The organism is Paenibacillus sp. 37, from assembly GCF_008386395.1.
GTDB lineage: Bacteria > Bacillota > Bacilli > Paenibacillales > Paenibacillaceae > Paenibacillus > Paenibacillus amylolyticus_B.
Genome location: NZ_CP043761.1, coordinates 6,574,080 through 6,594,849, shown reverse-complemented (window position 1 = coordinate 6,594,849; position 20,770 = coordinate 6,574,080). Strand labels below are relative to the sequence as shown.

The window sequence follows — 20,770 nt, the reverse complement described above, 5'->3', positions numbered from 1 at the left end:
CCTATTTGGAATCATGATGAGTGCGTAGCGAAGGGTTTGTTTACGGCTTCGACCTTTGTGGGTAAAGGGTAACAAGCATTGGAATGGAGGAAGAAAAGGATGGAATTTAACAAAGCGTTGTTAATTCATCATCATCATTCAGGCAAGGCCAATCGTGAGAATACAGTGGGCCTTGTGGCTGGTGTGCTGGCTCCCGCTGTCCATGAACTTGTCATTGTGCGTACGGATGAAGCTGGTGAAGGAGAGAAGCTGTGTCGTGAGCGCGGGGAACAATTCGATGTGGTGTTTATCCTGGGTGGGGATGGCACGGTGCATGAATGCGTGAATGGACTGGCCGATCTGCAACATCCTCCGTTGATTGGTATATTACCTGGAGGCACGTGTAATGACTTTGCGCGTTCGCTCGGGATTTCACCGGATGCAGAGACTGCGGCACAAGAAATGCTGGCAGGTCGGGTGGTATCCATTGATGTTGGACGGGCTAATGATCGGGTGTTCACGAACTTTTTTGGCATTGGCTTGATCAGTGATGCTTCGCAGAATATTAACGAGAATCTGAAAGGCGCGCTGGGTAAGCTTAGTTACTTCATCAGCACGTTACAGACAATTAGTCATACAGAGCCGTTTCGATACCAACTGGAGGCGGATGGGAAAGAGATGGAAGGCGAAGCTGTGATGATCTACGCAGCCAATGGCCGTTTTCTGGGAACGAATGCCCTGCCCTTTGCACCGGATGCGTTGCAGGATGGCGAACTGGACGTGCTCATTATTCATGAGACAGGCATTCCGCTGCTGCGAGAGATTCTGTCGCACAAGCCGGAGGGAGATTGGCAACCTCAGAGTGAGAGCATTTCATACTTCAAGGCATCTACGTTAAAAGTGAAGACAGATGCCCAAATGTCAGCCGACACGGATGGCGAATTGTATATGAAGACACCCGCCGAGCTGTCGGTGCTCACGGGTCATCTGAAGTTTCTAACCGGGGAGGGTTATTAAATCCCCCGGTTTTTTGGTTTGATTTTGGCTGAACGGAAACTTAATTATTACCTACCTGATCTATCATATGACGTTGCCTGAACTCATCCTCCAGCATGCTCATCTGAATGGCATCATGGTATTGATGATTGTAGAACAAGACATCCCGCTTCACACCCTCGCGCTGAAATCCGAGTTTCTCATACGTGCGAATGGCTCGCTCGTTAAAGGCGTACACCTCAAGCTCGATTCGATGCAGGTTACAGATGCCGAAGCCGTAGTCCAGCATAAGCAGTAATGCTTCGCTACCGTAGCCTTTTCCTTGATGATCCACCCGATCGATGGCAACCCGGATGTGTGCACTGCGATTCTTGGCATGCATGTCCATCAGGACGACATCTCCGATGATCTGGTCATTTTCCTGTAAAGCAATAAGTAGCATGAGTCGGGTGTCATCTTGTGCAGCACTCTCAACATAACGTTCAACCTGAGCGCGTGTGAAACTATTCTGTGTTCCTGTCAGCCTGCGCATCTCGGCGTCAAACAGACCGGGGAAGTAAGCATCCACATCTGTAATCTCGAAAGGACGCAGGTATATGCGCTTTGTTTCCAGCAGACGGGGGATGCGTGGGGATGATTTTGGTGGTGACATGGTTTTTCCTCCTATGGGTTCAAGGTTTGTATTAATCATGTTATGTATCGTATAAGTCAACGGGAAATAGATAATTAACAACACTTTACCATATTTTCTCATGCTTGTAGCTATAATGGTCGATATAAGTATTGTCGTGCTTGCTAAGTCGAAGAGAAACTCATTTTTGAAGATTCGTATTACTCTGCTCGAATTACATATTTTGATTTGCTGTACTGTATACAAAGCTGTGTTGTAGTAAACCAGACATTCATAGTTTAAAGAGGCATATCAGTTTAATCTTAGCAGGCCGATAGATTCTATAAAAATAGAAATGGGGATTTACAGAAATGCGAAAGTTAGAGAATTGTTTGAAGTGGTTTACTGTTTTTTTAATTTTGGTTACACCGCTGTTTACTTCACCGGGACAGGTCTCAGCAGCGAAAAAAGAGATCTATATTACTCTTTCTGGTGAAAAACACAAATATGTGGGAGAAGTCAAAAATGGCGTACCTAATGGTAAAGGAATATCCTATTTTTCAAATGGGAAGAAGAGCTTTGAAGGTAAGTTTGTAGCGGGAAGGCCTCATGAAGGAAAAAGGTATAACGCAGATGGAAAACTGTACTCGGATATTTCTAATGGACAGGGAAAGCTCTACTACCCAAATGGAAAGTTTAATTATGTTGGTAAGGTGGATATGGAAACATGGCTTCCTTCAGGTAAGGGCACCGAATATTATCCAGATGGAACAGTTAAATATAAGGGCGATTTTTTGAAGGGTTCGTTTCATGGTCAAGGTAAGTGGTATACAGAATCTGGTGAGATGTTCTATCAGGGCACATTTAAGAATGGATTGCCACAGGGACAAGGTAAAACATATCAATATGGAGAAATTGCCTATGTTGGTGCATTTGATAAAGGAGTACCCACGTATTCTGGCAAAATTAAATTGTACGAAGATGGTGTAATCATCTATGATGGGCAGGCTAAAAATGGAGCTATTACCGGCAAAGGTAAAGGGTACTTGAACGGTAAGTTAGTCTATGTGGGCATGTTTAAGAATGGAAGACCAACGGGTGAAGGTAAATTCTATACGGAGAATAGTAGTGATGGCCCTAATATATCTATTTATATCACTGTTGACTAAGTAACAGGTAAGTAATTACAGAATCAATTCAACATTGTCGGGAGCAGAGTCCTATAATCATGTTTATATTTCAACCAATAAACCATCGGTAGGTGTGTTCATTACATCGCCCGATGGTTTTTTGGCATAACTGCTTAGAGATACAGCTATATATTCTCGCTCCGCTTAACTGCTCCATCCAGAAATAGCGCCACAAGTTCCCGTGCAAGTTCCTCAATGCTGCCGCCATTCATGCTGCGCACATCTTCGCGGTTCGCGAGCATGAGCAGTGACGTAAATGCATGGGCAAGCAGCATGGGACTGGCAACACGCAAATAACCATTGTCCATCTCCTGCTTGAAGTGGGTCGCAAGCACTTCGAAGATCTGAACCTCAGCTTCTCGAATCTGGCTGAGTTGCTCCGTATTCAGATGTTTCTCGGCTTCTCGCATCATGCTCTCCGTCTCAATATGGGAGTGTTGCATCTTCGCTTGCGCAACCTTGATCAGCCGCTCTTGTAATGTGCCGGGTTCATCCAAGCGGAGCGAAGTCTGCTGCATGCTCATCATCATTATGCGGGTAATGGCAACGGTGAACAGATCGGCTTTGCTGGTGAAGTGATAATAGATTGATGCTTTGGTTACATTGCATAATGAAGCAATCTGTTGGAGAGAGACGGGTTCATACCCATATTCCATAAACAGACGTGAAGCTGTCATCAATATGTTGGTTTGGACAGATGCTTGATCGGCACCCGTTTTGGGTCTGCCCGGTGACCGGGGGATGTTTGTTTTTTTGCTCATAATCACTGACCTCTTTACGTATTTAATCGCTGGCTAAGCATGTTCACAAATTAGGCATTGCAAAATTAACCTTCCGGTATATATAATTAACTCAATTATACTATGACCCATGGTTCATTACTACACCATCACATAAATAGGGCTTCATAGAAACAGAATAGGGAGATGAAGAGACAATGCAAGAAGGTTCGGGTTATGGCCGCTGGGTTGCTGGCAAACGAAGCAAATGGATTACACTGTTGGTATGGATCATTATCGCCGTTGTGCTTGGCATGGTATGGCCTGCTGTTGGTGATCGTGAAACTAATAACGCACAGGATCTGAGTGAATCCAAACCATCGGTTCAGGCAGCTGCACTTGCCGAGAAGGAATTCCCTGGTGGTGAAGGATTGCCCGCGCTGATCGTATGGCGTCAAGCAGGCGGTTTGACGGATGAGCAGATTGAGAACATTCAGGCATTAACGGAGCGACTGGATCAAGATCCGGTAGAACAACAGCAGTCCGTTGTGCCACTCTATCAATTGCCGCCACAGGCGTTGAAAGGCCAGCTTTCGGAAGACGGAAGCACCCTGGTTATGCCGCTTTTCTTCAATGAAGGTGCCGATGCAGAACAATTAGAGCAAGGCATTGAAGCACTTGAGCAAAAAACACAAGACATCTTCGGGGCAAACCCGTTCGATGTAGCTATAGATGATGCCAATACACTGATTGCTCGTGTAACAGGGCCAGTAGGGATATCCATTGATGCGAGCGGACTATTCTCTTCCGCCGATGTATCCTTGCTTATCGCTACGGTTGTACTGGTATTGGTGCTGCTGCTATTGATCTATCGTTCGCCAGTGCTAGCGATTATCCCAATTATTGCGGTTGGATTCGCGTATATGGTGACCAGTCCGATTCTCGGATTCATGGCGGATCAAGGCTGGATTACGGTGGACGCACAGTCAATCTCAATCATGACTGTATTGTTATTCGGAGCAGGAACGGATTACTGCCTGTTCATGATCTCCAGATACCGCCAAATTCTCTACCATGAGCCGGACAAAAAGAAAGCCATCTTCCAGGCCATTACGGGATCTTCCGGCGCCATTGCCATGAGTGGATTCACGGTCGTTGCAGCACTACTGGTGCTGTTGCTGGCTGAATATGGTGCGTATCATCGCTTTGCCGTACCGTTCAGTCTGTCCATCTTTATTATGTTTATTGCAAGTCTGACACTGGTTCCGGCGCTCTTGGCGATCTTCGGTCGGGGTTCATTCTACCCGTTCGTACCACGTACACATGAGATGGAAGTCGAACGTGCGAAGAAAAAAGGCAAACCGGCTCCTGCCCCGCGCAAAGTGAAGGAAAGCTGGATTGGCCGTGTTGTAGTAACGAAGCCATGGACCGTTCTTGCAATTACGTTGGTATTGCTGGGAGGACTGGCGGCATTCTCTACTCAGGTTAAATTCACGTATGATCTGTTGTCTTCCTTCCCGGAGGATGTACCTTCCCGCGAAGGTTTCACCGTCATCGGCGAACAATTCTCCCAAGGTGAGCTGGCTCCAGTGAAAGTGATCATTGATGCCGAAGGTAAAGAAACTGATCTGAAGCAGCGGCTAGAATCGCTGGATTACATTAGCAAAGTAGGCGATGCCCAACAGGGTGCCAAGAATGCTAACATTACGGCTTATGACGTGGAATTTAATCTGAATCCATATTCCATGGAGGCGATGCAGCATATTCCGGATCTGCGGGCTACTGCGGAACAGGCGCTTCAAGATGCTGGAGTAACCAATGTGGACAGTCAGGTCTGGATTGATGGTCAGACGGCTGAACAATATGATATTGAAATGGCAGGAGAACGGGATGCCAAGATCATTATTCCAGTGGTCATTGGCATGATTACATTGTTGCTGCTATTATACTTGCGTTCTGTTGTAGCTACAGCGTACCTGATTGCAACGGTTGTTCTCTCGTATTTCTCTGCACTGGGTCTGGGTTGGATCATCATTCACTATGGACTTGGAGCAGATGCAATTCAGGGAGCGATTCCGCTGTATTCCTTCGTATTCTTGGTGGCATTGGGTGAAGACTACAACATTTTCATGATCTCAAGCATCTGGCAAAAACGCAAAACGATGCCGCTTCGTCAAGCCATTAAGGAAGGCGTCGGTGAGACGAGCTCCGTTATTACCTCTGCGGGCCTGATTCTGGCAGGAACCTTTGCGGTACTTGCGACTCTGCCGATTCAAGTATTGGTGCAATTCGGAATTATAACGGCTGTTGGTGTGTTGTTGGATACATTCCTGGTACGTCCGTTCATGGTTCCGGCAATCACCACATTGCTGGGCAAATGGGCCTTCTGGCCAGGCAAGTATATTCCGATTGCTGAGAAGAATGAGAAGAAACAGAAACAGAAACAAAACCAGTCCATGTAATGCATGGATGGGGTGAGATGGACGGCGGGGCTTCAAGCCTGCTGTCCATTTCTTTTTGCACAACAATGGCACGGAATTGAGTTGGACGGGTCTGCTCCTGAGATGGAATGGTGGAACTGTAAAATATCCGCATGATGAGGCGTGATCCTTGTTTTCTTTGCATGGGGAAGGTTTACGTAGCCAAGGGTTATGGGACATAATAGAGAGAGCGTCGGCCTTGGGGCAGACGGATGATCAACATCAATGGGACAACCAGGGGAAGGATGAAAGCAAGCATGACGAACCAACTTAATGTGTATTTTAACCATGACGGCGGCGTGGATGACCTCGTATCGCTGTTCATGCTTCTGCAAATGGACAATGTACATGTAACCGGTGTATCGGTTATTCCGGCAGACGGATATCTGGAGCCAGCAACAGATGCCAGCCGTAAAATCATCGATCGTTTCGGTACATATTCCGTAGAGGTATCCAAATCCAACTCCAGAGGGAAAAATCCATTTCCTGCGGCGTGGAGACTGCATTCCTTCTATGTAGATGCACTTCCTGTACTGAACGAGTCCGGCAAAATGGAAGCACCACTTTCTGCAGTTCCTGCACACCAGCATCTAATCGAGAAAGTGCGCAATACCGAAGGTAAAACGTTGCTCCTGTTCACAGGCCCACTGACTGACCTTGCGCGTGCACTGGACGAAGCACCAGACATTGAAGAGAAAATCGACAAGCTGGTATGGATGGGTGGTACATTCGAGCGTGGTAACGTAGAAGAGCCTGAGCATGATGGCACAGCAGAGTGGAACGTATTCTGGGACCCGGAAGCGGCTTACCGTGTATGGCAGAGTGGTATCCAGATCGATCTGGTTGCACTGGAAAGCACGAACAAAGTACCTCTGACTCCAGCCGTTCGTAACCGCTGGGCAGCAGAGCGTCGCTTCGAAGGCGTTGATTTCCTGGGTAACTGTTACGCAGGTTGTCCGCCACTGGTGTACAGTGAGACAAATTCCACATACTATCTGTGGGATGTGCTGACAACGGCTTCCGTTGGACGCGAGGACATCGTGAAGAAAAAAACCGTAAACTGTATTGTTATCCCGGATGGTCCTAGCCAGGGCCGCACGGTGGAGCAAGCAGACGGACGTCCAGTACAACTGGTGTATGATACCGATCCGGAAGCGTTCTTTACGTACATGACGGATTTGGGTAAAAAAGCTGCTCCGCAGCGCTATTAATTCAGGCAGCCTCAGGGCGTGCCAACATTAAAGGTACAAAAATAAAGCCGCAGGCAGTGGTCAGGGTATGGGGTTGAACCCCATGATCCCTTCCCTGCCGTGCGGCTTTTTGTTTTGGGCTGATATCTAACAATCTAAGCTGCACGTTATATTTTAAATCGACTAATTAATCCGTTCAGCTCACTGGACAGTACCCGCAGAGATTCAGCGGATGCACTCATCTCATCCATGGATTGCAGTTGGCTTCCGGTAGCATGAGACACCTGTTGGATACTTGAAGAGGATTCGCGTGAGATATGTTCCATATCCTCCACGGAAGCGGACACTTCTTCTGCACTCGCAGACAGCTGCTCAGATGCTGCGGATACTTCGTGCAGACGTTCATTCATCGTCTCAATCCCGGTATGAATGGATGTGAATGAACGGCCTGCCTCCTGAACAACAGCGAGACCGGATTGGACTGCTGATGTGCTGGCAGACATATGCTCTGACAACAGGGCAGTCTGGCGTGTCATCTCGGCGATCAGTTCGGTGACATGCTGGGACGATTGCTCTGATTCCCCCGCAAGCTTGCGAACCTCTGAGGCAACCACCGCAAACCCGCTGCCATACTCTCCTGCCCGAGCCGCTTCAATACTTGCATTAAGTGCAAGCAGATTGGTCTGTGAAGCGATGCCTTTCATCAGGTGTGCCACCGACTCAATTTTACCTGAGTACTGCTCCAGCTGAGAGGTGGAGGCCACCATCTGCACATTTGCTTGATGAATTTTGTCCATGCTGTCCATCGCCGTGTTGATGTTGGCTTGACCTTGCACCGCGTTATTGGTCGTTTCCTGTGATACATCCGCGACCATAGAAGAAGAATTCGCAATGTGCTGCATGCTGCGCGTGATCTCTTCCATGGCTACCGTAACTTCGCCCGCACGAGCTACCTGTTCGGCAGCTCCACTGGCCGTATGATTCGTATGCTCGGCAATACGCTGACTGGCTTCTGCAGTCGCCTGTGAATGTTTCGATACACCTTCTGCAGCCTGTAGCAGAGAATCGGAGCTTTGACGGATGCCCGTCATGACATCACGGGTACCTGTAACCAGATGTTTGAACTCGGAAGCGAGCTGTCCCACCTCGTCCTTGCGACTAAGTTCAACGTTGACGGTCAGGTCGCCTTTTCCTACCTGGGTAATTAACTTCTTCAACTTCACCAATGGTCGGGTCAAGTAATGGGCGAATCCATACACCAACAAGACACTCAGCAGAACAATAGCCAAGGCTGTCCAGATCATGGTCATACGGTTGCGGGACATCAGTTCATAGACCGCAGTGGAGTCCAGATCTGCACCGACCAATCCGAGTACTTTCCCGTCATCTCCATGGATTGGCACATACGCAGTAATGGTAGCGCCATATTCATCCTGTGTGAGTTCACCCCGAGTAGGCTCATTCTGTTCAAAAGCTTGCAGCATTCCTTCATAATGGGTCTCTTCTGCGGAGCCGTAAGGGGAGAAGTCATCCTCTGCCACATCCGCAGCAGCCCCATCTACAACGTAGAAATATGTATTTGTTCCATTTTCTTCGCGTGTACCAAGGGTGTACAGATACTTGAGTCCATTGGCCTCGCGCAGCTGACTAAGCTGCTCACGCAATGTGCCGTAATACGCTGTCTCGTCCTGTCCGGTACTGAGTGGTGCATACAGAGAGGTGTCAATTAATGCAGCAGCCCGTTCAGCCACAGCCTGTGCCTGCATCCCCATGGATTGTTCGACCAGTTGAGCCGATGAACGGTACATGGTAATGCCAAGAACCGCACCCGCAGCCAGCATCAGACAGGAAAAAAATAAAAAGATCCTCATAAACAAACTGTTCATTGGTAAAAGTGTTCCCCCTTGATCTGTTGAATCAATCGTCTCTTTGTCTCTTTACTTGGTGCTTGTCGTTCTTGTTTGGTTCGTATGTATTGTATATCAAATATACAGTTTTCTACTTGAAATATCGGCATCTGTTCGATAAAGAATTAGCCCCCGAGTCAATTTGATCCGGGAGCTAGTTTCGTTTCAATCCTATATTGACCATGCCCATCATTGGGACACACCCGATTGTTACTACTTAGAGGGGCTTCACATGACTGAGTGATTACGTCATTACATCGTTCCGCCGCCCTGGCGAACAGAGGCAGGAATCTTTTCAGGTCCCTGATTAATATATTTATTGATAAAAGTACCTACCTTGGCATCGTCGAATTGGTCGAGTTTCATCGTTTTGGTCCATGCGGTCACCACGACTTCACTGCCTTCGGGAATATCCTTGTTTGGTACAGCCAGAATACCTGCTCCGGCTTCGCGGAATTTAGCGAGGTATTTCAGATGTTCCTTCAAATCCTCGCTTGCGTTCTCCCGATAATAGATGATGATATCCCCGTGCTCCAGATTGTGTACCAGGTAATTATAGCCGGGGAAGTCGGTGTAAAATCCAAACTTGATATCATGCGGATTATGCGGCCCCGATGTTGGAATTGTCATCTCATACTGAATGGGGTCCTCCGTATGGTCAGCCCCATAATATTTATCGTCAGTCACGTCGATTGTCGCGTTGGATTCCAGATCGGCTACATTATATGTTTTACCTGCTCCTTGCATGAAGAACAGGCCAAACGTAATAATCGACACAGCCATCATTACATGTGCAGCCAGCCGAAGGGATCGACTTTTTTTCTGGATGTCCGCCCGCTCTTTCTTTTTCATGTGGCCCAGGATTTTTCCCTGTGTGCGCGATGCCCAGATATAGGCGGCGATGGAGAACAGCAACACGATTACACCTACGAAGAGCCACAGGTAGGATGTACCTACCTCGTGCTCCATTTGCATATGATTCATATGAGTCATGTCCATAGAGAGTTCCTCTGCTTTCTTTATAAAATGAGTGACATAACACTACGTGATGTAGTGTTGATGGCAAAGATGAATCATCTTATTACGTAACGGGAGTTGCTGGATTAGTTTATTACGTAAATAAGAACACACCTCTAGCACTACACATTATAGTGTATGATACATGCACAGTGCAATGCTGCCTTGGGAAACTAAAAAAGGCGTCCCCCACGTGAGCAGGGAGCGCCTTATATAACTCTAAAGAGTCAGAGGAATCTATATCTATTGGAATAGAAGCGAAAGCGGTCGCCTTTATCTCCAGATTTTCACCTTTGTAAAAGTGAATTAAAAAAATCTGGAGATAACAGCGATCGGCAGGTTTCTGTCATCGAAATAACAAGTGTTTACAGACGGCCAAACGGCGAAAGCATCAGCCGGATCAGTCCAATAATAACCTCACCCAACAAACGATACAGAATAAAGAATACGACCACATTGGCGATGAGTACACTGTACATACTGTCGATGGCTGCTTTGGTACGATTCAATGGATATTGGAATAGCACCGAGTTTAGAGCGACAAATATGATGATATACGAGACCACAAGCAAGGCGATCGCGATGGAATACGAGATGATAATAAACAGATTCGCCAGAACAAGGGATACGACAGCAGGAACAAGCAATGTACCGAACTGGGCAACCAGTGTTTTGGGACGGAAGGTTATTTTCTCAATTTTCAGAATAGTGTACATCAGTGCAATTGAGGCTATCAGGATAATGACGGTGAACAATAGCGGCCGGATAAATCCACCAATGAACAAGCCATCCATGCCTATACGACTAAAGGTAATTAAGAAGTATGTAGAAGATAGGACTGCAATCAGCGCCATTGTTAGCCATCCGTTTAGTGAATGCTGGTCACCAACGGTTTTCATCGTCTGATAAGGACGGGCTAATACACTGAGGAAATAGGATAGGTACTGTTTGCTTACTTCTTTGGCTTGCTGAACTTTCTCATTCTGCACGATATTATTCCACTGATTGGAGCTGTTGTCTCCCGCAGAAGCATGGTCATTGGTACCTGTTGATTCTCTCGCCTGTTCCTTGTGGATGGAGACGGATGGTGTGTTGGATGGAACGGATGCCTGGGAAGAGGTAGCCTGCGTGCTGGACCAGCGAGTATATTCGGGTTCTGAAGCAGCAGCAGATTCCGGGTTCTTTACAAGTGAGGGTGAAGAGGTAGTTCGCGTTAGATTAGTTCCGCACCTCTCGCAAAACTGGGCATCTCCATTTTCATGATTACATACTGGACATTGCATGGGTTAAGCCTCCAATTTCTAGAAAATAAAAACATGTCAACATTGTGTCTCATTTTAACGGTTGTTGACGAAGTTTGTCTATGTTTCGCAGGAATTAATACCCTTATAGGGAAAGTTGAAACGAAGACTCGATTACTGTGTATTAAAACGAAGTTTAGAAGTAACAATAGTATAGGACTGACATGCAGGCATATTAATGTAAATTTACTGTGGTTTAAGACGAATTGTTTTTGGAGGTAAATGTCTTATCGTTCGCTTCTGTGTGTGATTTACATGTTAAGTATATCTTTTGGGTTGCTCATTTCAGAAGATTTATGTATAATCAATCGTGTTAACACGTCGAATGTACGGTAGTAAGAGATGTGGGTGAGTTCATGGAACTACTGGACAGCAATGAGAGTAAGAAGAAGATGTGCCAGTATTATAACGAAATCTCGAAGGAACTGTTCGGATTTGGCACCACTCTCCTGAGAGTGACCATTGACCAGAACATTGTGACCTTCTACGCGAAGCACCGACGTTCACCGCGCTCTGACGCCCTGGAAGGGGAGGCCCCCGGCTTAAAGCTGGAAGTGGACTTCCGCATGTCTGTCTTATATAAGAAGAAATTCCGGGAGAAGCTCGAGCAACACATGGGTTTGCCAATTGAAGCTATATTGCGGGATTATGATGCGTCCACTCAGTGGGCTATCACAAATGTGATTCTGGAACAGGCCTAAGGATGGATCGGAAGGATAGATTCTTGTTGATGCATATGGAGGTTATGACCCGGATTCATGACCAGGTTCCGTACAATTTCATATGATGGCGTTTGTCTTCGGATTGATTCTGAAGCAGAAACCGATGATGTACCGGCAGCGGGTGTCGCTTTCCTTTGTTTACGAAGAAAAGTGTTCTTGTTTATACAAGAATGCTTTTCTTTTTGTTTTTTCATACACATCACATATATCAGGGGGAATCAGGATCATGATGAAAAAGTGGATTAGCGGTTTGGCAGCAGTGGCAATGACATCAGTATTACTTGCAGGTTGTGGCAGCAGCACGGATGATGCAACAGGCGGATCAGGCAGTGGAGGAACCGCAGCGAACAAATTGGTTATCTCCACTTGGGGCTTCTCCGAAGATTTCTTTAATGAAGAAGTATTTGGTCCCTTTGAAAAAGAACATAATGTAGACATCGTGCTCGAAGTCGGCAATAACGCTGAACGTCTGAACAAAATCCGTCAGGGTACATCCAATGTCGATGTCATCTACCTGTCTGACTACTATGCACAACAAGGTATCGATGAAGGTCTGTTTGAGAAAATCGACCGTTCCAAAATTCCAAATGTAAATGACATTTATGATATTGCCAAAGCACCACTTGGTGAAGATTATGGCCCGGCCTACACGGTTGGACAGCTCGGTATCGCTTATAATCCGGATCTCGTATCCAAAGAAGTGACTTCATGGAGTGACCTGTGGGACCCGGCGTTCGAAGGTAACCTGACCATCCCGAATATTACGGCAACAGCAGGCCCAATGGTTGTGGATGCAGCTTCCCGTGTAGCCGGAAACGATACGTTTAATGAAGATGCGGCATTTGCTGAACTGAAAAAACTGAGCGGCAATGTGGTGAAATTCTACAGCCAAACTTCCGAGTTCGTGAACATGTTCTCCCAAGAAGAGATTGCGGGCGGACCGATCATGGAAATGTATTTCAAAGATCTGAAAGCAGCCGTGCCTAATGCAAAGTTTGTTACACCTAGCGAAGGTGCATATGCCGTGATGAACACAATCAATGTCGTGAAGGGCAGCAAAAACAAAGAACTCGCTGAAGAGTTCATCAACTGGCAGCTTAGCCAGGATGTACAAGCGAAATCTGCCAAAGCTAAAGTCGATTCCCCGGTTAACACAAAAGTTGAACTGACTGCTGAAGAAGCAGAAGGCGTAACATACGGCGCTGAAGTTGTTGAGAAGCTGAACAAGCTGGATATGGAATTTGTGAATCAACAGGTTAAAGGCTGGACAGATCGCTGGAACCGCGAGATTGCACAATAAAAACAAGTAACCGACTAAATAGTTATCTTTGATCTATATAGTTTAACTAAACTTTTTACACGAGAACGGAGAGGGCAGAAATAACGTGAAGAAGCGAAGCGTTCGCCTAAAAGCTTTCTGAAAGAAAGCTGCTTCGGAAGCATACGCTATCCCCGGATTTTCCCTTTGAAGAAGGGGATTCAAAAAAATCTGGGGATAACAGCGATCGGAAGGTTATTCTGTAATCGGAGTGGTAAGTGTAAATATTCTTTAGTTCAACTTATCATTTGCAGCAAGCAACCAATCACCATATAGGAGTTGAGAACGGATGAATGAATCGCGGAATCGCATCATTATGGATGTGGACACGGGGATTGACGATGCACTGGCAATTTTGCTGGCGGTCAAAAGCCGGAAGCTGGACATTCTCGGTATCACCACAGTCTGTGGGAACGTATCACTCCAGCAGGCAACAGAGAATACGTGCAAAATTCTTGAACTAGCGGGTGCACCTGAAATTCCGGTCATTGCCGGAGCAGCTGGACCGCTCACTCGCAAGTCGCATTATGAACACCGGGTACATGGACAGGACGGATTGGGCGGTGCGCTGCCTGATCCGGCGGTGTCCAAGCAAGCCGAGGAAGGTTTTGCGCCAGACTTTATCGTGGAGCAAGCCAAGTTGTATCCCGGCGAACTGACTCTGATCATGACCGCACCCTTAACTAACTTGGCACTCGCGCTGATGAAGTGTCCTGAATTGCCTTCTTTATTGAAGGAAGTCATCTTCATGGGTGGTGTGGTTCGCGGACATGGCAACATTACACCGACCGCCGAGTACAACACATACGCTGATCCAGAGGCGGCACGCATTGTACTGCACGCAGGCATCGAGAAGCTTACCCAAGTCGGATTGGATGTAACGCGTCAAACATTGCTGAATGAAGCAACGATTGAGCGTCTCACAGATCCTGTAATTCGTGAATACGTCGCTCAGAGCACGGAGATATACATCAACCGTTACGAACAAATGAACGGCGTCCGCGCTTGCGCTTTACATGATCCACTAGCCGTGGGCGTAGCCCTTGCCCCTGAACTGGTAGGACGTAAATCGTATTACGTGGATGTCGAAACCGCCAGCCGCCTGTGCGATGGCCAGATGGTATGTGACTTCCAAAACCGTTTGGGCGAGCAGCCCAACACCCTCGTCTGCGAAACCGTGGACGCAGAAGCGTTCCTTGAACTATTTGTCAACGCGTTAAACGCGTAGCTGCTCTGCCCCAATTAGATATTTATACGCTTGCGGAGAGTGCAGAACCGATCTGGAGAAGCGAAGCGTTCCCCTTTATCCCTCGATTTTCACCTATGAAAATCAATCAATAAATCGGGGGATAACAGGGATCGAAGGACGGTACTTCAATCGGAGTATTCAAGTATCAATCTCGAATTAAATTTACAAGTCAGGAGTATCGCGATGAAGAAATCAGTAATCTACTGGCTATTGCTGCCGGGATTCGTGTTTTTGGCGGCATTTATGATCATTCCGATTGTCCTGACGATCGGGTCGACGTTTTTCCAAGAAAACTCCTTCACGTTTGAAGGATACATGCATTTTTTCAGAGACCCATACTTTTTGAAAATATTGCTTACGACGCTGCAAGTCAGCGTGGTCACCACTATCGTCTGTGTGGTGCTCGGATTCCCGACAGCTTATTATATCTCGCAGAAAGCGCCACGCCGCAAAGGCATTTTGCTGGCACTGGCGATCTTCCCGCTGCTGACGAGCCCGGTCGTGCGCTCGTTTAGCTGGATGATCATTCTTGGACGAAAAGGGCTGATTAATAACACCCTTGTTGGTCTGGGTATCGTGGACAAGCCGCTGGACATTTTGTACACGCCGGCAGCGATGATGATCGGTCTGACGCATTTGTTCCTGCCACTGATGATTATCTCTCTGGTGGGTGTGCTCGAGAATATTGACGGTGATCTGCTCAAAGCGGCACAAAGTCTGGGCGCATCACGCATTACGGCATTCCGCCGGGTTGTGTTCCCGCTGGCTGTGCCAGGACTTGTGATCGGAGCCGTGCTTGTCTTTGTCGGAAGCCTGACGGCGTATACCACACCTGCCCTCCTTGGAGGCAAGCAGCGCGTGATTGCTACGTTCCTGTATCAGAACGCCATGACCCTCAACGACTGGTATCTGGCCTCGGTTGTTGCCGCGATTATGATTGTAATTACATTTGTCGTGGTCGGTGTCATGAACAAAATGGCCAAAACTTTAAATCCGAAGGGGTAGACATATGCGGGAGAAACATATCGGGCTGGGCCTGTTCAGTCTGCTGGTCTTTATCTTTCTGCTGGGCCCGCTTCTGATCATATCGGTCACTTCGTTTGAACCGGGAACGGTACTCAAATTTCCACCGGAAGGGTTCTCCTTCCGCTGGTATGAGAATATTTTCAACACAGGCGGTTTCCTCCGCACATTCCAGACGTCCATCATCATTTCCCTGCTGGGGAACCTGTTGGCACTGGTACTCGGAGTTCCGGCTGCTTATGCGCTTAGTCGTTACGATTTCAAAGGCAAGTCCGTGCTGAACGCACTGTTCCTTTCCCCGGTACTGATCCCGGGAATCGTGCTTGGTTTTACATTGATGAAATATCTGATCGTAATCTACCATCTGCCGATGTATCTCGGATTGTTGATCGGTCATACGATTATCATGCTTCCATTCATCATTCGGGTTATCGCGTCGAGTCTGTCGAGCTTTGACTTCGCCGTGGAAGAAGCTGCGCTGAGTCTTGGGGCGGGACGGGTAAGAACGTTCTTCACGATCGTACTTCCCAACATCCGCTCAGGCATTATCGCTGCGGTGTTGATTGCCTTCCTGGAGTCGTTCAACAACGTGGATATCTCGGTGTTCATGACCGGACCAGGGGTAAGTACATTGCCAATTCAGATGCTGACGTATGTGGAGAATTACTTTGACCCAACGATTGCAGCGATTTCCGTGCTATTGATGGTACTGACTGGACTCTTAATGTTCGTGATCGAACGGATCATGGGCGGATTTTCATACTTTACTAAACGTTAATTGGAGGCGCAGAACGCTATGGCATTGCTGACATTAGACCACGTATCCGTGGCATACGATAAGCAGACAATCCTGAAGGATTTTCAGTTGGAGCTGGAAAAAGGTAAACTGCTCTCCCTGCTCGGACCGAGCGGTTGCGGCAAAACAACTACGCTGCGCCTCATCGCCGGATTTCTGGAAGCATCACAGGGCAAGTTTATGTTCGGCGGCAAGGATTATACGAAGGTTCCGGCGAACAAGCGGAACTTCGGATTTGTATTTCAGAGTTATGCGTTATTCCCGCATCTGTCTGTCTATGACAACGTGGCCTTTGGCCTGCGGATGCGCAAAGTGAAAGACAAGGATATCTCTTCACGTGTAATGCGAATCCTGGAAGTTGTTAACCTGAACGGATTTGAGAAACGTTTTCCACAAGAACTGTCCGGTGGACAGCGTCAACGTGTGGCCATTGCTCGTGCCTTGGTCATTGAGCCTGACCTGCTCTTGTTCGACGAACCACTCAGTAACCTGGATGCTAACCTGCGTCTTAACATGCGGGTGGAGATTCGCCGGATTCAGCAGGAGCTGGGCATTACAACGTTGTATGTCTCTCATGACCAGGAAGAATGCTTCTCGATTTCGGATCAGGTCGCGATTATGAACAAAGGCGTGGTCGAGCAGCTCGACCGCCCGGAAACGATTTTTAAATATCCGGCAACGGAGTTTGTCGCACGATTTATCGGCTTCCATAATTTTATTGAATTCGCGGATCGCAGCGATGCAGGTGAATTAATCACATTGCATGCGGGTGGACGCACATTTACAGCAACCGCGCATCCTGGAACAGCACGTCCCGGTGCACGTAAAGGTGCGATTCGCCCGGATGATCTAATCGTTAGTGGAGATACCTCTGCGGAAGTGGTGAATGCTTTGCCGGGGATTATCAAGGTCAGCACGTATCTGGGACGCAGTTATCAGTATGTGATTGAGACGGAACTGGGTGACTTTACAGCAAATCAGGAGATGGAAACACCGTACCTTAGTGGACAGCGTGTTAGCCTGATTTTCCCACAGGACAAGCTTGTACTGGTGGAGTAGCCGTGAAATGTAGGAATAGCTTGAAGAAATAAGAGCAGTAAAGAAGACATTTCATACGATGTTTCTGGACGAGGCAGTGGTACGCGATCAAGTGCAGTACATCAGATTAAAGTACAGGTTCATTGTCCAGTCCGGATCGCGGTGAAATGTTTGTGAAGAAGGAGATTATGCCCCATGCGTGCAGATCAACTAATTGTGAATGTACATGTGTATAACAGTTATTATAAACGGTTTGAGATGAATAACGTTGCTGTGTTGGACGGCAGATTCCTATATGTTGGACCCGGTGGAACGGAGATGTTTCAGGCGGACGAAGTCATTGATGCACGAGGAAGATACATGATTCCTGGCTTGATTGATATCCATCTGCATATCGAAAGTACGATGGTGACACCGGAAACCTTTTCTCATGGTCTGATTGGCTGCGGGGTAACGTCCATTGTCGCAGAACCGCATGAGATGGCAAATGTGTTCGGGCTGGAAGGTGTGCAGGAGATGATGGCTGTGAGTCGGGACACCACCGTGGATATGTTCTATGCGATCCCAAGTTCCGTTCCGGCAACCCCGATGGAGACAACAGGCGGTTCGATCGAGATTGAAGATATGGACGTGCTGCTCGCCACTGGCGAGATTATCTGTCTGGGCGAGATCATGAACTATGTCGATGTCATCCGTGATCCGGAGTGCAAGACCAACCAGATTTTACAGCATATCCGCAAAAACTATCCCGATCTTGTGATCGAAGGTCATACACCGAAACTGCTTGGACTTGATCTACATCGACTTATATACGCAGGTATTGATTCCGATCATACTCATCAGAGCATTGAGGGATTACAGGCGCGGATTGCGGCAGGTATGTTTATTGAAATTCAGGAGAAATCAATGACCCCGGAAGTCATGGAGTATCTGATTCAACATGATGTGGCGCAGCATTTCTGCTTCGTAACGGATGATGTGATGCCGGATTCACTGGTGGAGCATGGTCATCTGAATCATATCGTACGTAAAGCAATTCAGATGGGGATGCGTCCGGAAGATGCGATCTACGCAGCAACATCAACCCCTGCTTCCCGGATGAAAATGACCGATCGTGGCAGCGTGGCCCCAGGTAAAGTGGCCGATTATGTTTTGTTATCCAACCTGGAGGAGCTCGCTATTGATCAGGTGTACAAAAACGGCCGCAAAGCTTATGACGATTACGAACCGTATAAGCAGGAACGCATAACCGGGCAGTTCCCACCTCACTTCTATAAGAGTGTACAGTTGGAGAAGCTGGGCGTAGCTGATTTTGCAATTCAGTTGTCAGACCCAAAAGTCATTGGATCAGGTGTTGATCTCGCTGGTGAAGGTGAGTACCAATGCCGTGTCATGATGGTGAAGGATGGTTCTACTTTTGTGGAAGAACATATTGCACCGGTTCAGTCTTCGGATGGCGAATTGCTGTGGGAAGAAAGCGGATATGCGCAGATTGCGACCTTTGAACGTTATGGCGTGAACGGCAATCGAGCACATGGTCTGATCGGTGGAGACACCATCAAGCGTGGTGCCATTGCAACGACATATTCACATGACAATCACAACCTGCTGGTGGTAGGACGTAATCGTGAAGATATGATATTGGCAGCTAACACCGTAATTTCGAGCCAGGGTGGCTTCTGCGTGGTAGAAGACGGCAAGGTGCTGTCCCATCTGGAACTTCCCGTAGGTGGCATTTTGACGGAAGAACCACTCGCAGTGGTGTCCCATCAAGTGAAGGAATTGCGCGCAGCCATGTTGTCTCTTGGGTATGTACATTACAACCCGATCATGTCGATCAGTACTCACTCTCTTGCGGTAAGTCCGGCGCTGAAGATCACGGACCATGGCTTGATTGATGTGAATGCAGGTAAGGTTGTATCGTTGATTGTATAAGTGGATAGAGACATCTGGTGGTCTTCTTCCGATAATTCATTAGATGATTCGTTGTTATATCGTTTGTTTGCTCCATAAGAAAAAGAAGCCCCAGTTCACTCAGGTGAGCCAGGGCTTCTTTTTCACGGATTCATATTCGTATTATCATGTTCTTGTAATTATATTAAATACGAACCCTGCTTATTTTAATTTCTCTGGATTCTTCACCTTAATGGAGACCACTTCTCCGCAGTCCAAACACACGGTATATACTCTTTCTGAACCCATCGACAATTTCTTATCCAATGGACGAAGATTGATGAAGTCGGATGCCTGTACGAAGGACGTGCCTCCACAATCGGTGCATTTCTCTATTGTAGTACTCATATGTTCATTCCACCTTTTCATGATTTTGGTTGTGATCTTTAATAAATTATATTCCAGTAACTGGGATGTGGCAATCATGGATTGTCCACGTTTACCAAATCCCTTTTGGACGAGGCATAGGATTACATATATAGTAATAAGAAGAGAATGTTTGAGACAGGAGCAGGAGGATCAGTTACAACTATGAATATAAAAAATGATGCCAAGACCATATTTTTCGACGTGGATGATACTTTATATGATCACTTACAGCCGCTTCGCGGGGCGTTGCAGGATGTTCTCGGCCTATCAGATGATTTTCCTTTTGCTGATGCCTATCACCGTTTTCGTTATTATAGTGACTGGCTGTCTGCAAAAGAAGATCTGTCTGCTGCACCGGAGCCGGATGCGGTGGAGCGAATGCGGCGTCGGAGGTTTGAGCTGACGATGGAAGAGTTTGGACTCCCTCTACAATCGGGTCAGGCTGAAGAACTGCAAGCTCAGTATCTGAGCAGACAGTTTGAGATTGTGCCTTTTGAAGGAGCCTATGAGTTGATTAGACGGCTCCAGGCAGAGGGCCATACCGTTGGTCTGATCACCAATGGAGAAAGAGAGCATCAGCGTCGCAAACTTGAAGCACTGGATGTGCTCAGTCTCGTGGACGAGCATCTGATCTTCATTTCCGGTACGACTGGTTATGCGAAGCCGGATCGCAGGTTGTTCGAATATGTGAGTAAGCAGTCCGGGACAGATGCCCGTTCCAGCTATTATATTGGAGACTCGTGGCGTAATGATGTGGTAGGTGCGGTCGATGCGGGGTGGACAATTATCTGGTTCAACCATCGGGAGGCGCTGCCGGAGTCCGATCATCAACCTCATTTTGTAGCATCAAGCTATGAAGAGATCAGTCGTATTCTGACTTTTGAATATGTCCGTGTTTAAGGAGATTTATGTT

The 20,770-nt window shown here is 47.3% G+C and carries 18 protein-coding genes; 12 read left to right on the top strand and 6 right to left on the bottom strand.

Going from position 1 to position 20,770, the window contains the following annotated elements; all coding sequences use genetic code 11:
- Positions 1 to 99 precede the first annotated feature (99 nt).
- The gene (locus tag F0220_RS28250) at positions 100 to 996 is read left to right on the top strand and encodes a diacylglycerol/lipid kinase family protein (RefSeq protein WP_149846845.1); all 897 of its coding nucleotides are present in this window, start codon (positions 100 to 102) and stop codon (positions 994 to 996) included.
- 40 nt (positions 997 to 1,036) lie between these two features.
- Here the strand turns inward: F0220_RS28250 and F0220_RS28245 are convergent, their stop codons facing one another.
- Positions 1,037 to 1,627, bottom strand: coding sequence for a GNAT family N-acetyltransferase (locus F0220_RS28245; RefSeq protein WP_149846844.1), 591 nt, complete (start codon positions 1,625 to 1,627; stop codon positions 1,037 to 1,039).
- A 329-nt stretch (positions 1,628 to 1,956) separates the two neighbouring features.
- Between F0220_RS28245 and F0220_RS28240 the strand changes: the two genes are divergently transcribed.
- Positions 1,957 to 2,754: an MORN repeat-containing protein gene (locus F0220_RS28240; RefSeq protein ID WP_149846843.1), complete on the top strand. Its 798-nt coding sequence runs from the start codon at positions 1,957 to 1,959 to the stop codon at positions 2,752 to 2,754.
- 146 nt (positions 2,755 to 2,900) lie between these two features.
- On the opposite strand, the gene F0220_RS28235 is transcribed toward F0220_RS28240, so the two are convergent.
- Positions 2,901 to 3,536, bottom strand: a complete 636-nt coding sequence (locus F0220_RS28235) for a TetR/AcrR family transcriptional regulator (protein ID WP_091012685.1) — start codon at positions 3,534 to 3,536, stop codon at positions 2,901 to 2,903.
- A 176-nt stretch (positions 3,537 to 3,712) separates the two neighbouring features.
- On the opposite strand from F0220_RS28235, the gene F0220_RS28230 reads away from it, so the two are divergent.
- Positions 3,713 to 5,956, top strand: coding sequence for an MMPL family transporter (locus F0220_RS28230; RefSeq protein ID WP_091012687.1), 2,244 nt, complete (start codon positions 3,713 to 3,715; stop codon positions 5,954 to 5,956).
- A gap of 275 nt (positions 5,957 to 6,231) precedes the next feature.
- Positions 6,232 to 7,185, top strand: coding sequence for a nucleoside hydrolase (locus tag F0220_RS28225; RefSeq protein ID WP_017691781.1), 954 nt, complete (start codon positions 6,232 to 6,234; stop codon positions 7,183 to 7,185).
- A gap of 146 nt (positions 7,186 to 7,331) precedes the next feature.
- Here F0220_RS28225 and F0220_RS28220 read toward each other — a convergent pair whose 3' ends face one another.
- The 3 genes from F0220_RS28220 to F0220_RS28210 form a co-directional block, all read right to left on the bottom strand.
- A complete protein-coding gene (locus F0220_RS28220) occupies positions 7,332 to 9,050 on the bottom strand; it encodes a methyl-accepting chemotaxis protein (RefSeq protein ID WP_149846842.1) in 1,719 nt (572 codons plus the stop codon).
- 273 nt (positions 9,051 to 9,323) lie between these two features.
- Positions 9,324 to 10,055, bottom strand: a complete 732-nt coding sequence (locus tag F0220_RS28215; RefSeq protein WP_188310507.1) for a DUF3105 domain-containing protein — start codon at positions 10,053 to 10,055, stop codon at positions 9,324 to 9,326.
- A gap of 398 nt (positions 10,056 to 10,453) precedes the next feature.
- A complete protein-coding gene (locus tag F0220_RS28210; RefSeq protein ID WP_149846840.1) occupies positions 10,454 to 11,371 on the bottom strand; it encodes a zinc ribbon domain-containing protein in 918 nt (305 codons plus the stop codon).
- 374 nt (positions 11,372 to 11,745) lie between these two features.
- Here F0220_RS28210 and F0220_RS28205 point away from each other — a divergent pair, with 374 nt between their 5' ends.
- The 7 genes from F0220_RS28205 (at position 11,746) to F0220_RS28175 (ending at position 19,470) form a co-directional block, all read left to right on the top strand.
- Positions 11,746 to 12,090, top strand: coding sequence for a Na-translocating system protein MpsC family protein (locus tag F0220_RS28205; protein WP_017691786.1), 345 nt, complete (start codon positions 11,746 to 11,748; stop codon positions 12,088 to 12,090).
- Between the two features lie 250 nt (positions 12,091 to 12,340).
- A complete protein-coding gene (locus F0220_RS28200; RefSeq protein WP_036613093.1) occupies positions 12,341 to 13,411 on the top strand; it encodes an ABC transporter substrate-binding protein in 1,071 nt (356 codons plus the stop codon).
- A gap of 307 nt (positions 13,412 to 13,718) precedes the next feature.
- Complete coding sequence (locus F0220_RS28195) at positions 13,719 to 14,657, top strand: nucleoside hydrolase (RefSeq protein WP_149846839.1); 939 nt, start codon at positions 13,719 to 13,721, stop codon at positions 14,655 to 14,657.
- Positions 14,658 to 14,861: 204 nt separating this feature from the next.
- Positions 14,862 to 15,683: an ABC transporter permease gene (locus F0220_RS28190; RefSeq protein ID WP_036612869.1), complete on the top strand. Its 822-nt coding sequence runs from the start codon at positions 14,862 to 14,864 to the stop codon at positions 15,681 to 15,683.
- 4 nt (positions 15,684 to 15,687) lie between these two features.
- Positions 15,688 to 16,479, top strand: a complete 792-nt coding sequence (locus tag F0220_RS28185) for an ABC transporter permease (protein WP_017691790.1) — start codon at positions 15,688 to 15,690, stop codon at positions 16,477 to 16,479.
- Between the two features lie 18 nt (positions 16,480 to 16,497).
- Positions 16,498 to 17,556, top strand: a complete 1,059-nt coding sequence (locus F0220_RS28180) for an ABC transporter ATP-binding protein (protein ID WP_149846838.1) — start codon at positions 16,498 to 16,500, stop codon at positions 17,554 to 17,556.
- A gap of 174 nt (positions 17,557 to 17,730) precedes the next feature.
- A complete protein-coding gene (locus F0220_RS28175; protein WP_091012703.1) occupies positions 17,731 to 19,470 on the top strand; it encodes an adenine deaminase C-terminal domain-containing protein in 1,740 nt (579 codons plus the stop codon).
- Positions 19,471 to 19,650: 180 nt separating this feature from the next.
- Here F0220_RS28175 and F0220_RS28170 read toward each other — a convergent pair whose 3' ends face one another.
- A complete protein-coding gene (locus F0220_RS28170; protein ID WP_149846837.1) occupies positions 19,651 to 19,836 on the bottom strand; it encodes a hypothetical protein in 186 nt (61 codons plus the stop codon).
- Between the two features lie 183 nt (positions 19,837 to 20,019).
- On the opposite strand from F0220_RS28170, the gene F0220_RS28165 reads away from it, so the two are divergent.
- Positions 20,020 to 20,757 carry an HAD family hydrolase gene (locus tag F0220_RS28165; protein ID WP_149846836.1) on the top strand — a complete coding sequence of 246 codons (738 nt, stop codon included), beginning with the start codon at positions 20,020 to 20,022 and terminating at the stop codon, positions 20,755 to 20,757.
- The last annotated feature ends 13 nt before the right edge of the window (positions 20,758 to 20,770 follow it).